The sequence below is a fragment of the Pseudomonas sp. GW456-E7 genome (genome assembly GCF_059424105.1).
This window is the reverse complement of sequence record NZ_JBWKZB010000010.1, coordinates 50,502-64,084: the sequence shown is the minus strand read 5'-3', so window position 1 is coordinate 64,084 and position 13,583 is coordinate 50,502. Positions and strand designations below refer to the sequence as shown.

Annotated in this window: 14 protein-coding genes and 2 pseudogenes; 11 read left to right on the top strand and 5 right to left on the bottom strand. The window is 62.5% G+C overall.

Annotated features, from left to right (window positions below; translation table 11 throughout):
- The first annotated feature begins 60 nt into the window (after positions 1-60).
- Positions 61-198 carry a hypothetical protein gene (locus AC07YV_RS09240; RefSeq protein WP_007970990.1) on the top strand — a complete coding sequence of 46 codons (138 nt, stop codon included), beginning with the start codon at positions 61-63 and terminating at the stop codon, positions 196-198.
- A 7-nt stretch (positions 199-205) separates the two neighbouring features.
- On the opposite strand, the pseudogene AC07YV_RS09235 reads toward AC07YV_RS09240, so the two are convergent.
- Positions 206-439 (bottom strand): annotated as a pseudogene (locus tag AC07YV_RS09235) (LysR substrate-binding domain-containing protein); the annotation flags it as partial.
- A gap of 2 nt (positions 440-441) precedes the next feature.
- Here AC07YV_RS09235 and AC07YV_RS09230 point away from each other — a divergent pair.
- Positions 442-579, top strand: a pseudogene (locus tag AC07YV_RS09230) (aldo/keto reductase); the annotation flags it as partial.
- A gap of 39 nt (positions 580-618) precedes the next feature.
- On the opposite strand, the gene AC07YV_RS09225 reads toward AC07YV_RS09230, so the two are convergent.
- Positions 619-1,149 (bottom strand): hypothetical protein, encoded by a 531-nt coding sequence (locus AC07YV_RS09225; RefSeq protein WP_102700780.1) that lies wholly within the window; start codon positions 1,147-1,149, stop codon positions 619-621.
- A gap of 383 nt (positions 1,150-1,532) precedes the next feature.
- Here AC07YV_RS09225 and AC07YV_RS09220 point away from each other — a divergent pair, with 383 nt between their 5' ends.
- The 7 genes from AC07YV_RS09220 (at position 1,533) to AC07YV_RS09190 (ending at position 6,605) form a co-directional block, all read left to right on the top strand.
- Positions 1,533-1,979, top strand: a complete 447-nt coding sequence (locus AC07YV_RS09220) for a DUF411 domain-containing protein (RefSeq protein WP_085727060.1) — start codon at positions 1,533-1,535, stop codon at positions 1,977-1,979.
- Complete coding sequence (locus tag AC07YV_RS09215) at positions 1,979-2,413, top strand: YqaA family protein (protein ID WP_102700781.1); 435 nt, start codon at positions 1,979-1,981, stop codon at positions 2,411-2,413. The genes AC07YV_RS09220 and AC07YV_RS09215 overlap by 1 nt, the downstream gene beginning before the upstream one ends.
- Positions 2,414-2,498: 85 nt before the next feature.
- Positions 2,499-3,524, top strand: a complete 1,026-nt coding sequence (locus AC07YV_RS09210) for an alpha/beta fold hydrolase (protein WP_102700782.1) — start codon at positions 2,499-2,501, stop codon at positions 3,522-3,524.
- Between the two features lie 13 nt (positions 3,525-3,537).
- Positions 3,538-4,491 carry a D-2-hydroxyacid dehydrogenase family protein gene (locus AC07YV_RS09205; RefSeq protein ID WP_102700783.1) on the top strand — a complete coding sequence of 318 codons (954 nt, stop codon included), beginning with the start codon at positions 3,538-3,540 and terminating at the stop codon, positions 4,489-4,491.
- Positions 4,492-4,752: 261 nt separating this feature from the next.
- Positions 4,753-5,295: a tetratricopeptide repeat protein gene (locus AC07YV_RS09200; RefSeq protein WP_102700785.1), complete on the top strand. Its 543-nt coding sequence runs from the start codon at positions 4,753-4,755 to the stop codon at positions 5,293-5,295.
- 66 nt (positions 5,296-5,361) lie between these two features.
- Complete coding sequence (locus AC07YV_RS09195) at positions 5,362-5,844, top strand: RNA polymerase sigma factor (protein ID WP_371317815.1); 483 nt, start codon at positions 5,362-5,364, stop codon at positions 5,842-5,844.
- Positions 5,844-6,605, top strand: a complete 762-nt coding sequence (locus AC07YV_RS09190; protein ID WP_102700787.1) for an anti-sigma factor family protein — start codon at positions 5,844-5,846, stop codon at positions 6,603-6,605. The genes AC07YV_RS09195 and AC07YV_RS09190 overlap by 1 nt, the downstream gene beginning before the upstream one ends.
- Before the next feature lie 46 nt (positions 6,606-6,651).
- Here AC07YV_RS09190 and AC07YV_RS09185 read toward each other — a convergent pair whose 3' ends face one another.
- From AC07YV_RS09185 to AC07YV_RS09175, 3 genes are all read right to left on the bottom strand, one after another.
- A complete protein-coding gene (locus AC07YV_RS09185) occupies positions 6,652-6,924 on the bottom strand; it encodes a hypothetical protein (protein WP_102700788.1) in 273 nt (90 codons plus the stop codon).
- 109 nt (positions 6,925-7,033) lie between these two features.
- Positions 7,034-8,335, bottom strand: a complete 1,302-nt coding sequence (locus AC07YV_RS09180) for an ATP-binding protein (protein WP_102700789.1) — start codon at positions 8,333-8,335, stop codon at positions 7,034-7,036.
- A 4-nt stretch (positions 8,336-8,339) separates the two neighbouring features.
- Entirely contained in the window at positions 8,340-9,041 is a 702-nt protein-coding gene (locus tag AC07YV_RS09175) for a response regulator (protein ID WP_007970971.1), read from the bottom strand.
- Between the two features lie 267 nt (positions 9,042-9,308).
- On the opposite strand from AC07YV_RS09175, the gene AC07YV_RS09170 reads away from it, so the two are divergent.
- Positions 9,309-10,466, top strand: a complete 1,158-nt coding sequence (locus tag AC07YV_RS09170; RefSeq protein ID WP_102700790.1) for an efflux RND transporter periplasmic adaptor subunit — start codon at positions 9,309-9,311, stop codon at positions 10,464-10,466.
- Positions 10,467-10,481: 15 nt separating this feature from the next.
- Positions 10,482-13,580 (top strand): multidrug efflux RND transporter permease subunit, encoded by a 3,099-nt coding sequence (locus tag AC07YV_RS09165; RefSeq protein WP_102700791.1) that lies wholly within the window; start codon positions 10,482-10,484, stop codon positions 13,578-13,580.
- Positions 13,581-13,583 lie beyond the last annotated feature (3 nt).

Sequence of the window (13,583 nt, the reverse complement as noted above, 5' to 3'; positions counted from 1 at the left end):
CATGTTACAGCCGATGAAGAGTTTTAGCTTCATTGCGGCGATAACCATGAGGACTTTCAAATGTTGCGTCGAATCACATTGCTGATTCCCCTGCTGGCCATCCTGACCCTGAGCGGTTGCATTGTTTTCCCCCATGGGGGCTGGCATCACGATCACTACTATGACCATGGCGGACCGGGCTACTACCCACACCGATAACCGCTGATCAACACCCTGAATCCTTCCGGTAAAAGTCATTGCCGGGCTGGGCACAGAGTTCCACCAGCCAGTCGACAAACACACGCACCCGCCGGGACAACTGGCGGTGCGGCGGATAAAGCGCCGTCATCGGCATGCCCGGTGGCGGCATTTCTTTCAGCACTTCACACAAACACCCCTCCTGCAGTTGCCGGGCCACGTGATAGTACGGCGTCTGCACCAGTCCATAACCGGCCTCGCACGGCAGAGAAAGGCGTGACGGCGGGCCAACTGGCGCTGGCGTGGGTGCTGGCCCAGGGTGACCACCTGATTCCGATTCCGGGCACCAAGCAACGCAAATACCTGGAAGAAAACGTGGCCGCTTTGCAGGTGAGGGTCGCCGGCCCGTTCGATGAACCGGGCGGGCCGGGCAACACCGCCTCAGGCCTTGGCCGACACCCCCGTGCCCGGTCGCTCCATCGGGCCGTTGCTTTTACCGTAGGTTTCCAGGTTCTGCAGCACGTAGATCGCTTTTTTGAACTCGGGAATCAAGTAGTTGGCGTACTTGTTTCCCTTCAAACTATTGCTCTGGATGTTGTCCAGTTGAATGGCGAAATATTCCAGCGCATTGAACTTCGCGTCAGGGTCCTTGATGCCAAACCGGTCGAACTTGTCGCCGGCATTGCTCAGCGTTACTGCCGTTACATCACTGATCAGGCCACGTTCTTTCAGAAAGACACTGAGAGTGCCCAAGGACTTGACGGAAATATTGGAGGGGTCAAACCCCTTCATCTGCTTGCGCATTTCCATCTTGTCCATCTTGGCGGTATCCAGCGCAACCGGATTGCTGCCCACCAGGTTAAGCATCTGCCTGACCTTTTCATTCTGGGCAACAGGCTTTGATCTGCTGTTGGTGTCTCGAACCAATAGCCCCGACTTCGGGGTCCATGCGCCGGTATAACCGATAGTCATGAAAAACTCCTTGTATGACCAAGCTAAGTGGTCGCGAGTATCAACTGGAGCATGGGGGCCGCCTAACGTTAATTGAGTTCTTTTACAAATTTTGTACATTTCAGCCACACACCGCAAAGCGCCTTGTTTATTAGGCCATGGCGCTTTGACGAATGGTCCTGCAGGCTTTTCTTACATGACCATCAGCGGGCTTGTATCAATACCGATACCGACTCCGGGCACTCAACCTGACGATTTTGTAATGTCCCCCTCATCTGCCTGACAGCACTGATCTACCATCATCGAACAGCCGATCTTTGTAGTACTTCGTAACACTCCTTGAATGCCTGACCGGAAAAACTGGTCAGAATGCGTTTTTTTGCCCGTTAGCCGAGACGAATCCCATGCGAAACCCTCTGCGTCTGATCGCCCTGAGCGCCCTGTTCATGTCCTCCCTGGCCCAGGCCGCCGACCTCATTCCGATCGAGGTTCATCGCGACGCCAATTGTGGTTGCTGCAAAAAATGGATCAGCCATCTTGAAGCCAATGGTTTCAAGGTCGAAGACCACGTCGAAGCCAACATGAGCGAGTTCAAGCAACAGCACGGCGTGCCGCCACGCCTGGCGTCGTGCCACACCGCGTTGATCAATGGCAAGTTCGTCGAAGGTCACGTCCCGGCCGACCAGGTCCTGGCCTTGAGCAAGCGCGACGATCTGCTGGGCGTCGCGGCACCCGGCATGCCCATGGGTTCGCCCGGCATGGAAATGGACGGCATGAGCGATGCCTATCAGGTCATCGGCCTGAAAAAGGACGGCACTGACCTGGTGGTCGCGGACTACCCCGCCCATTGATGTCCGGCGCGTACTTCGGGCTGTTTTTCGCGGCATTCGGTGCCGCCACGCTGCTGCCGTTGCAATCCGAAGCCGTGCTGGTCGGCCTGTTGCTCAGTGACCGCTACTGGCTCTGGGCGCTGTTGGCGGTGGCGACGTTCGGCAACGTCCTGGGGTCGCTGCTCAACTGGTGGCTGGGGCGCGGGATCGAACGGTTCCGCGACCGGCGCTGGTTTCCGGTAAGCCCCCGGCACCTGGAAAAAGCCCGGCTGCATTACCAACGCTACGGCCATTGGTCATTGCTGCTCAGTTGGCTACCGGTGATCGGCGATCCGCTGACACTGGTCGCCGGCGTCATGCGCGAGCCATTGGGCCGCTTCCTGCTGATCGTCACCCTGGCCAAAGGCGCCCGTTACGGCGTGTTGGCCATGGCGACATTGGGCTGGATGGGTTGAACCATCGAGGGCGGCGATTGCCTGTGTTTAATGCCGCCCTAATCGAGCCGATCCAGCATCGGCGGATTTTCCATGGAGCTTCCCCATGTCGCGACTCTTCCCCCGCTGGTTGCCCAGCCTGCTGTTGACCGCCGCCCTGCCCGTCATCGCCCACGCCCAAGCACCGGAATACGGCCCTGAGCTGCAAGGGTTCGACTATCCCTACACACTCAAGCACTTCGCCTTTGAATCCCAGGGCCAGTCCCTGCAAATGGGCTATATGGACGTCGCCGCCCACGGCAAGGCCAATGGCCGCAGCGTGGTGCTGATGCACGGCAAGAATTTCTGTGGCGCCACCTGGGACAGCTCGATCAAAGCCCTCAGCGACGCCGGCTATCGGGTCATCGCCCCGGACCAGATCGGCTTCTGCAGCTCCAGCAAACCGGCGCACTATCAGTACACGTTCCAGCAACTGGCGACGAACACCCAGCAATTGCTCAAGGCATTGGGCATTCAGAAAGCCACCCTGCTGGGGCACTCCACCGGCGGCATGCTCGCCACTCGCTATGCCTTGCAATACCCCGAACAGGTCGAGCAACTGGCACTGGTCAACCCCATCGGCCTGGAGGACTGGAAAGCCCTCGGCGTGCCCTACCGCACGGTAGACCAATGGTATGAACGCGAACTCAAACTCAGCGCCGACGGTATCCGCAACTACGAACGCAGCACCTACTACGGCGGCCGCTGGAAGCCGGAATTCGATCGCTGGGTCGACATGCTCGCCGGCCTGAACAAAGGCCCTGGGCATACGCAAGTCGCGTGGAACTCGGCGCTGATCTACGACATGATCTTCACTCAACCGGTGTACTACGAATTCCAGAACCTGAAGATGCCGACCCTGCTGTTGATCGGGACGTCCGATACCACCGCCATCGGCAGTGACATCGCCCCGCCCGAGGTCAAGGCGAAGATCGGGCACTACGACGTCCTCGGCAAACAAGTGGCCAAGCTGATTCCCCGGTCCACGCTGGTTGAATTCCCTGGCATGGGCCACGCGCCACAGATGGAAGAACCGGCACAATTCCACCAGGCCCTGCTCGCCTGGCTGAACAAGACCAACCCCGTGCGTTGAAGAGGAAAGGCTGATGCCTGTGCAGATTGCAGTGCTTGATGATTGGCAGGATGTGGCGCGGGACGTGGTGGACTGGTCGGCGCTGGACAGCGTCGGCCAGGTGAGTTTTCTCCATGACTACCCCGCCGACAACCAGACGCTGGCCGAGCGCCTGGCCGGGTTCGAGGTGATCTGCGTCATGCGCGAGCGCACGCGCTTCGACGAAGAGCTGCTGCGCCGCCTGCCCAGGCTCAAACTGCTGGTGACCGGCGGCATGCGCAACGCCGCCCTGGACCTGAAAGCCGCCGCCGCGCTGGGCATCCAGGTCAGCGGCACCGACAGCTACAAACACGCCGCGCCGGAGCTGACCTGGGCGCTGATCATGGCCGCCACCCGCAACCTGGTGGCCGAAGCCAATGCCTTGCGTGCCGGCCAGTGGCAACAAGGCCTGGGCGGCGACCTGCACGGCAAGACGTTGGCGATCCTCGGCCTTGGCAGCATCGGCCAGCGCGTCGCGCAATTCGGCCAGGTGTTCGGCATGCGCGTCATCGCCTGGAGCGAAAACCTCACCGCCGAACGTGCGGCGCAAGCCGGCGTGACCCGTGTCAGCAAGCAGGAACTGTTCGAACAGGCCGACGTGCTGTCGGTGCACCTGGTGCTCAGCGACCGCAGTCGGGGCCTGGTGGACGCCCAAGCCCTGGGCTGGATGAAGCCCACGGCACTGCTGGTAAACACCGCCCGCGGGCCGATTGTCGATGAGGCGGCGCTGATCAAGGCGCTGCAGAAGCAACGACTGGCCGGTGCCGCACTGGACGTCTTCGAGCATGAGCCGCTGCCCGCCCACCATCCGCTCCGGACCCTGGACAATGTATTGGCCACGCCCCATGTCGGGTACGTGAGCCAACAGAACTACCAGCTGTTTTTCTCGCAAATGATCGAGGACATCCAGGCCTGGGCGGCGGGTGCACCGATTCGTCTGCTGGTTTGAACAAAAATCCCCTGTGGGAGCGAGCCTGCTCGCGAAAGCGGTGGGTCGATCAACATCAATGCTGCCTGAGACTCCGCCTTCGCGAGCAAGCCCGCTCCCACAGGGATCTTCAGCGCACACAAAACCATGCCCGTTCGCAATCGGCCGCCAGAACATAATGAATAATTGCGCATGCTGCGGTGTTCTCATCACATCAACCTTGCACTGCGCCTGGCCGGGCGCGACCTGATCTGAAACCCATGAACCTGTGGAGCAAAGCCCATGAATAGTCGTTTTGCAGTTCTGATGACTCCGTTGCTGCTGACCGTTGCGTTGTCCGGTTCCCTCGCCCTGGCCAACGGCGGTGGCGGCGATGACGAGCCGCCCGCCAAACCCAACTGCCCGAAAGGACAGGTGCTCGATACCCGATCGCAGCGGTGCGTCAAGCAGACCAGCAGCCTGGTGCCTGACGAAGACCGCACCCACTATGCCTATCAACTGGCCAAGGACGGACGTTATGAAGAGGCCCTGGCCCTGCTCGACACGCTGAAACAGCCAAATACCGCAAAAGCGCTGAACTATCGCGGCTACGCCACGCGTAAACTGGGACGCACCGACGAAGGCATCGGTTATTACCTGCAATCGGTAAAACTCGACCCGCACTACGCGCAAGTCCGCGAATACCTGGGCGAGGCCTATGTGGTCAAGGGCCGGCTGGACCTTGCGCAGGAGCAATTGCAGCAGATCAAATCCATTTGCGGCAATACCCAGTGCGAGGAGTACCAGGACCTGGCCGAAGCCATCAACGGATCATCGAAAACCTGACAACCCGAGCGGACGGAGGTCGCCATCGCCAGCGATCAGGCAATACGAACGGAACTGAACCAGCATCTGGCGCGTTTATGGCGCTACGGCCTGCTGTTGTCCCGGCAACGGCATATCGCCGATGACCTGGTGCAGGCCACCTGTGTGCGGGCGCTGGAGCGGGCCGGGCAATACGAGCCGGGGACGCGCATGGACCGCTGGCTGCTGAGCATCCTGCATTCGATCTGGCTCAATGAAGTCCGTGCCCAGCGGGTGCGGCAAGGTCAGGGCCAAGTGGATGCCGACCAGGTCCTGTCGTTCGATGGAGAATCCGTGGCCCAGACCCACGTGTTGGCGGCACAGGTCATCCGCCGCGTCGATGCATTGCCCGAGGCCCAGCGTGAAACGGTATTTCTCGCCTACGTCGAAGGGTTGTCCTACCGCGAAGTCGCCGATGTGCTGCAAGTGCCCATCGGCACGGTCATGAGTCGCCTGGCCGCCGCCCGGGCGAAACTGGCCGAATATCCACCGTTGCACACGGTGCCCCACCCTTACCGAGGAGAACATTGATGAACGCAAAACCCTCGGACGAACAACTGGTGGCTTATCTCGACAACCAGCTCGATGCCGAACAGCGCTCGCGCATCGACGCGGCCATCAGCGCCGACCCGATGCTGAACCTGCGCCTGCAATGGCTGGATCGCAGCAGCCTGCCGTTCAAGGACGCCTACGATGAACTGGCCCGGCAGGCGCCGGTGGATCGCCTGCAAGCCATGCTCGCCACGCTGCCCTCACCCGCCCGCCCCGGGCTCAGCCGACGCTGGTTCCTGGCCGCCGCAGCCGGGCTGCTGGCTGGCGGCGTGCTGGCGGACCGTTTGTTCCTCGGCTGGCGAGCGAGTCAGCAGACTCACAGCTGGCGCGGTCTGGTGGCCGACTACATGGCGCTCTACGTGCCGGAAACCCTGGATCACCTGCCCGCTGATGAAGCCTCTCAGCGGGCCCAACTGCGGACCATCGATGCGCGCCTGGGCCTCGACCTCGCGCCGGCAAAACTGAGCCTGCCCCGTGCCGAGTTCAAGCGGGCGCAAATCCTCGAGTACGACGGCGCCCCCATCGCCCAGATCACCTACCTCGATCCGGTGCACGGCCCCATGGCGCTGTGCGTGACCCGCTCCAACAGCGGCAGCCGCCATTTCGCCCGGGAACAGCGGCGCGAGCTGAACATCGTGTATTGGGCGGACATGGAACACGCCTGGATGCTGATCGGGCATCAGCCAATGACGGATCTGGAGGATATGGCCAAAGTGTTGCGGGGCCGGTTGAGCGCTTGATACGCAGGCACAGGTTTGCGGGGTCGTAAAAAGCCCCCGCAAGCCATCATGTTCTGCTGCCGACGCCCGACTTCTCGAGGTCCTGTACCCTTGGCGGCACACCATCGCCCGCGCTCGTCATCGTGTATCTCACCGCATCGCCGACAAGAAAACAGGCGTTACCCTCTGCGGTCATGTTCGGCCCAATCCGGATCGCCAAGGTGCAACAGCCGCCATCAGGCATGACCATCGCAAATTTTGTCGACAGGTTTTCGACCTTGACGTCCCTGATTGCACTGATCGTGCCCTGCCCGCAGGTTTTTATTATTGGCGCGCCCATTCGTCCCTCCAGCCTCGCCGCCTGTATTGACTTCGCAGGCTAATGAGACCCGTAAGCGTGGCACCTTGCTACTGTCAAACCTGACAGATGATGCGCCCGTTTGTCGAAATCAGACCGGCAATGGCAACCACAAGCGAAACCGCGCCCCGCCCAGCGGCGAGGCTTGCACCGTCAGCGTGCCGCCCTGGGCTTCCAGGGCGCGGCGGCTGATCGCCAATCCCAGTCCGAAACCACCCGTGGCGCGGTCTCGACTGCGGTCGAGACGGTAGAAGGGTTCGAAAATCCGCTCGCGCTCGTCATCCGGAATGCCGATGCCGTCATCGTCGACCCAGATTTCACAGCCGCCGGCACAGACCTGCACACCGATCTGGATACGTTTTTCGCAATAGCGCATGGCATTGCGCAGCAGGTTTTGCAAGGCGCGGGCGGTCAGGCGCGGGTCGAGGTTGAAGCGTTCGAGCTGGCCGTGCAGCAGCACGTCGATGACGATCTCCGGGGATTCGAGCTCCTCGTCGACGCTGCCAAGGATGCTGTCGATGAACTCATCCAGCGACACTTCGACCCGCTCCGGTAGCCGCGCCGGGTTTTGCAGGCGACTGTAGGACAGCAGCTCCAGCACCAGCTCATCGAGTTCCCGGATGTGTGCCACCAGGCTTTGCAGGCGCTCGCGGCTGGCCGCCGGCAAGTCGTCGGAGAGCGCCAGCGCCAGGCCGAAATCCAGGCGCGTCAGCGGCGTGCGCAACTCGTGGGACACCGCATTGAGCAGGTCGCGCTGCTGGTTGAGCAGGTTCTCGATGTCGCCGGCCATGGTGTCGAACACACTGGCCAGGCTGCCGATGTTGGAACTCGGGGAGATTTGCGTGCGCTCGCCCAGGTGGCCCTTGCCAAAGCGTTCCGCCGCACCCTTGAGGCGTTCCAGGTCACGCCAGTGCGGGCGCAGCCACAGCAACAGGCACGCAAGCATGGTGGCGCCGATCAGTACGTTGATGCTCCAGTACAACAGGTTGACGTCCAGCGGGTCCGGCGGCACCACCATTTGCACCACGGTGCGCTCATTCAGCGGCGCGACCGCCAGCGTGCGCCAGCCCCAGTCACCCACGCGCACAACGTTCTCGCCCCGCTGCAAGCGCTGCTGCTCTTCAGGCGTCAGGCTGCTGTCGTCGTTACCGCTGAGCACGATGTGCAGTGGCTCGAAGTCCTTGTCCATTTCAGCGGCCAGGGCCGGCCACTGTTCGGCCGGGGCCGCGTGAAACTGTTTGACGATCAGCGTTTGCAGGCCACGGGAGTAATCGAGGTTGTAGGTGACAAAGCGCTCGTGGAACACCTTGACCACCAGATCCGGCACCAGATAAATCGCGGCGCTGAACGAGACGATGGTCACCAAGTACAAACGAAAGAGGATTCTGAACATCGGCTCAGCATTCCCACTCGGAACGGCTGAACAGGTAGCCCTTGCCCCACACGGTCTTGATCTTGCGCGCCTCGCCGGCGTGGTCGTCGAACTTGCGCCGCAACTTGGAAATCGCCACGTCCACCGAACGATCGGTGCCGTTGAATTCGATGCCGCGCAGGCGTTGCAGGATCTGGTCGCGGCTCAGCACCTCCCCGGCATGCCGGGCCAGCACCACCAGCAGGTTGTACTCACCGCTGGACAAGTCCACCAATTGCTCGCGCCAGGTCACGGTGCGTTCGGACAGGTCGATGCACAGGTTGCCCATCAGAATCCGGTCGTTGGCGGTCTGCGGCTCGCTGAGGCTGCTGCGGCGCAACAGGGTCCGCACCCGCGCCAGCAGCACCCGTGGCTCGCAGGGTTTGGTCACGTAGTCGTCGGCCCCCATTTCCAGGCCCAGTACCTGGTCGTGGCTGTCGTCGCGGGCGGTGAGCATCAGGATCGGCAAGGTCGCCGAATCGGCGCGCAGCAGGCGACAGACTTGCAAGCCGTCGAGGCCGGGCAGCATCAGGTCGAGGATCACCAGGTCCGGCGGATTGAGCCGCGCACGTTCGCGCACATGATCACCGCGACCGATCACGCTGACGGAATAACCGTTGCGTTCCAGGTAGCTGGCAATCAGTTCGGCGAGGGCGGTGTCGTCTTCGACCAGGAGGATGTTGGGCATGGGGTGTTTCCAGAAAGAGCCGTGGCGTCTGCATTGGCCTCTTCGCGAGCAGGCTCGCTCCCACAGGGGACCGCATTTCAACTGTGGGAGCGAGCCTGCTCGCGAAGGCGGCCTGTCAGGCGCAATAAGATTCAAGAACTGAAGGATATACGCCCTCACTCGTCTCTGAGTAAAACCCTTACACAATTTCACACAGCACCAACAAAGCTTCACCGCTACCCTCGCCTGCGCCCAGTAGGATGCTGGGAGTCTTTATTGGGGTATTACATGTCGAAGAATCTGCTTGCCAGGCTCAGTCTGATTGCTCTGGCGTTGACACTGGCCGCGTGCGAAAAAGCCTCGAACGCCGAGGAACAGGCGCCGCTGGCCACGGTTCGCATCGAGACCATCGAAGCGCAACCGCTGACCATCAGCAGCGAACTGAGCGGACGGATTGCCGCACCGCGCATGGCCGAGGTGCGTGCCCGCGTGGCCGGCGTGGTCCTGCAGCGGACCTTCCGTGAAGGCAGCGACGTGAAACAGGGCGATGTCCTGTTCCGCATCGACCCGGCGCCGCTCAAGGCTGACCTGGACAGCGCCGAAGCAGCGCTGCGCAAGGCCGAGGCCAACGCCTTCCAGGCCCGGTTGCAGGAACAGCGCTATGCCCAGTTGATCGACGACAAGGCCATCAGCGGCCAGGACTACGACAACGCCCGGGCCAACGTACGACAGACCGCCGCCGACGTCGCGGCCAACAAGGCTGCAGTGGAGCGGGCGAAACTCAACCTCGGCTACGCCACCGTCACCGCGCCGATTTCCGGACGCATCGGGCGTGCGCTGGTCACCGAAGGCGCGCTGGTCGGGCAGAACGAAACCACGCCGCTGGCGCTGATCCAGCAACTCAATCCGATTCATGCCGACCTGACCCAGTCCACCCGTGAGCTCAATGAACTGCGCCGCGCCTTCCGCTCCGGCCAGTTGCAGCAGGTCGGCCAGGACCAGGCCAAGGCCACGCTGATTCAGGATGACGGCAGCCTCTACCCGCTGCCGGGCAAAATGCTGTTCAGCGACATCACCGTCGACCCGGGCACCGGCCAGATCATCCTGCGCAGCGAGTTCCCCAACCCCGACCTCGACCTGCTGCCCGGCAGTTTCGTGCGCGTGCGCCTGGAACAAGCGGTCAACCGCCAGGGCATCAGCGTGCCGCAACGGGCCATCCAGCGCGACAGCGCGGGCATCGCCCAGGTGCTGCTGCTCGACGCCGAACAGCGCGTCGGCCAGCAACCGGTCGAACTGGGCGCCGTGCAGAACGATCGCTGGATCGTCACCGGTGGCCTGAAAGCCGGCGACCGCATCGTCATCGAGGGCCTGCAGCACGCCCGCCCCGGCGAGAAAGTGCAGATCGACGACACCCCTCTTCCACTTGCCCAGGCGACTGGCCAGTAAGCAGGACGCTTTTTTATGCCGCAGTTCTTTATCGACCGCCCGGTGTTCGCCTGGGTGGTCGCGTTGTTCATCCTGCTGGCCGGTGCCCTGGCCATTCCGCAGTTGCCGGTGGCGCAGTACCCCGACGTTGCGCCGCCGCAGATCGAAATCTATGCCGTGTACCCGGGTGCTTCGGCGCAAACCGTGGACGAAAGCGTGGTCAGCCTGATCGAGGAAGAACTCAACGGCGCCGATCATCTTTTGTATTTCGAATCCCAGAGCAGCCTCGGCAGCGCGACCATCAAGGCCACTTTCCAACCGGGCACCAACCCGGAACTGGCGCAGGTGGATGTGCAGAACCGCCTCAAGGCCGTGGAGTCGCGCCTGCCGCAAGCGGTCATCCAGCAAGGATTGCAGGTGGAGAAAGTCTCCTCCGGTTTCCTGCTGTTGATCACCCTGACGTCCAGCGACGGCAAGCTCGACGACGTGGCGCTCAGCGATTACCTGGCGCGCAACGTGATGAACGAGATCAAGCGCCTGGACGGCGTCGGCAAGGCGCAGCTGTACGGCGCCGAGCGGGCGATGCGGATCTGGATCGATCCGCAGAAACTGCTCGCCTTCAACCTCACGCCAGCGGACGTCAACACCGCCATCGTCGCGCAAAACGCCCAGGTGTCGGCCGGCAGCATCGGCGATCTGCCGACCCGTACCACCCAGGAAATCACCGCGACCATTCTGGTCAAAGGGCAGTTGTCGACCCCCGAAGAATTTGCCGACATCGTCCTCAAGGCCAACCCGGACGGTTCGACCGTGCGCATCAGCGATGTGGCGCGGGTCGAGATCGGCAGCCAGGAATACCAGTTTTCCACGCGCCTGAACGGCAAGCCGTCCACCGCCGTCGCCGTGCAGTTGTCGCCGGGCGCCAACGCCCTGAACACCGCGACCCTGGTGCGGGCGAAGATGGATGAACTCAAGCGCTACTTCCCGGCAAACGTCGAATACTCGATCCCGTACGACACCTCCCCCTTCGTCAAGGTCTCGATCACCAAGGTGGTCTACACCCTCCTTGAGGCCATGCTGCTGGTGTTTGCGGTGATGTTCCTGTTCCTGCAGAACATCCGCTACACGCTGATTCCGACGCTGGTGGTGCCGGTGGCGTTGATGGGCACCTTTGCGACGATGCTGGCGCTGGGGTTCTCGATCAACGTGCTGACCATGTTCGGCATGGTGCTGGCGATCGGCATTCTGGTGGACGACGCCATCGTGGTGGTGGAGAACGTCGAGCGCATCATGGCCACCGAGGGCCTGTCGCCCAAGGATGCCACGCGCAAGGCCATGCAGCAGATTACCGGGGCCATCATCGGCATCACCCTGGTGCTGGTCGCGGTGTTCATTCCAATGGCGTTCATGCAGGGTTCGGTCGGGGTGATTTACCAGCAGTTCTCGCTGTCGATGGCCACCTCGATCCTGTTCTCGGCCTTCCTCGCCCTGACCTTGACCCCGGCCCTGTGCGCGACGCTGCTCAAGCCGATTGCCAAAGGCGAGCACCACGAAAAGAGCGGATTCTTTGGCTGGTTCAACCGCCGTTTCGAGCAACTGACCGAGCGCTATCAAGGCTGGGTCGCCTACGCGTTGAAACGCACCGGGCGCTACCTGCTGATCTACGGCGTGCTGCTGATCGGCCTGGGCCTGGCCTTCACTCGCCTGCCCTCCTCGTTCCTGCCGGTGGAAGACCAGGGTTACACCATCACCGACATCCAGTTGCCACCGGGCGCGAGCAAGAACCGCACGGTGCAGGTGGCCGAGCAGGTGGAAGCGCACAACGCCGGCGAGCCGGGCATTCGCGACAGCGTGGTGATTCTCGGGTTCAGCTTCTCCGGCAGCGGGCAGAATGCGGCGCTGGCGTTCAGCACGCTCAAAGACTGGTCGGAGCGCGACAGCGAAGATTCGGCGGCGTCGATTGCCGACCGGGCCAACGTCGCCCTCAGCCAGATCAAGGATGCGGTGACCTTTGCCGTGCTGCCGCCGCCCGTGGATGGCCTGGGTACGTCCAGCGGCTTCGAGTTCCGCCTGCAGGACCGCGGTGGCCTCGGCCATGAGAAGCTGATGCAAGCGCGCACCGACTTGCTCGCGGCCGCCGAAAAAAGCCCGATCCTGATGAACGTGCGCGAAAGCGCCCTGGCCGAGGCGCCGCAAGTGCAACTGGTGGTCGACCGCAAGCAGGCCAACGCGCTGGGGGTGTCCTTTGCCGACGTCGGCAACGTGCTGTCCACGGCCGTGGGCTCGGCGTACATCAACGACTTCCCCAACCAGGGGCGGATGCAGCGCGTCGTGGTCCAGGCCGAGGGCGACCAGCGCAGCCAGGTGCAAGACCTGCTGAAAATCCACGTGCGCAACACCCACGGGAAAATGGTGCCCTTGTCGGCCTTCGTGCAGGCCAAATGGACCCAGGGCCCGGCGCAGTTGACCCGCTACAACGGCTATCCGGCGATCAGCATTTCCGGTGAACCGACACCGGGCCACAGCACAGGCGAAGCCATGGCCGAGATCGAGCGGTTGGTGGCGCAAGGCCCGGCGGGCCTGGGCCAGGAATGGACCGGGTTGTCGTTGCAGGAACGCTTGTCCGGCAGCCAGGCACCGATCCTGCTGGGGCTGTCGCTGTTGATCGTGTTCCTGTGCCTGGCGGCGTTGTACGAAAGCTGGTCGATCCCGACCTCGGTGCTGCTGGTGGTGCCGCTGGGTGTGCTCGGCGCGGTGCTGGCCGTGACCTTGCGCGGCATGCCCAACGATGTGTTCTTCAAGGTCGGGTTGATCACCATCATCGGCCTGTCGGCGAAGAACGCGATCCTGATCATCGAGTTCGCCAAGAGCCTGTACGACGAAGGCCACGACCTGGTCGACGCCACCCTGCAAGCGGCACGCCTGCGGTTGCGGCCGATTGTCATGACTTCGCTGGCGTTCATCCTTGGCGTGGTGCCCCTGGCGATCGCGACCGGCGCCAGTTCGGCGAGCCAGCAGGCCATCGGCACCGGGGTGATCGGCGGGATGATCACGGCGACGCTGGCCGTGGTGTTCGTGCCGGTGTTTTTTGTGGTGGTGATGAAGCTGGTGCGCAAACGCCATAAACCACACTGATCA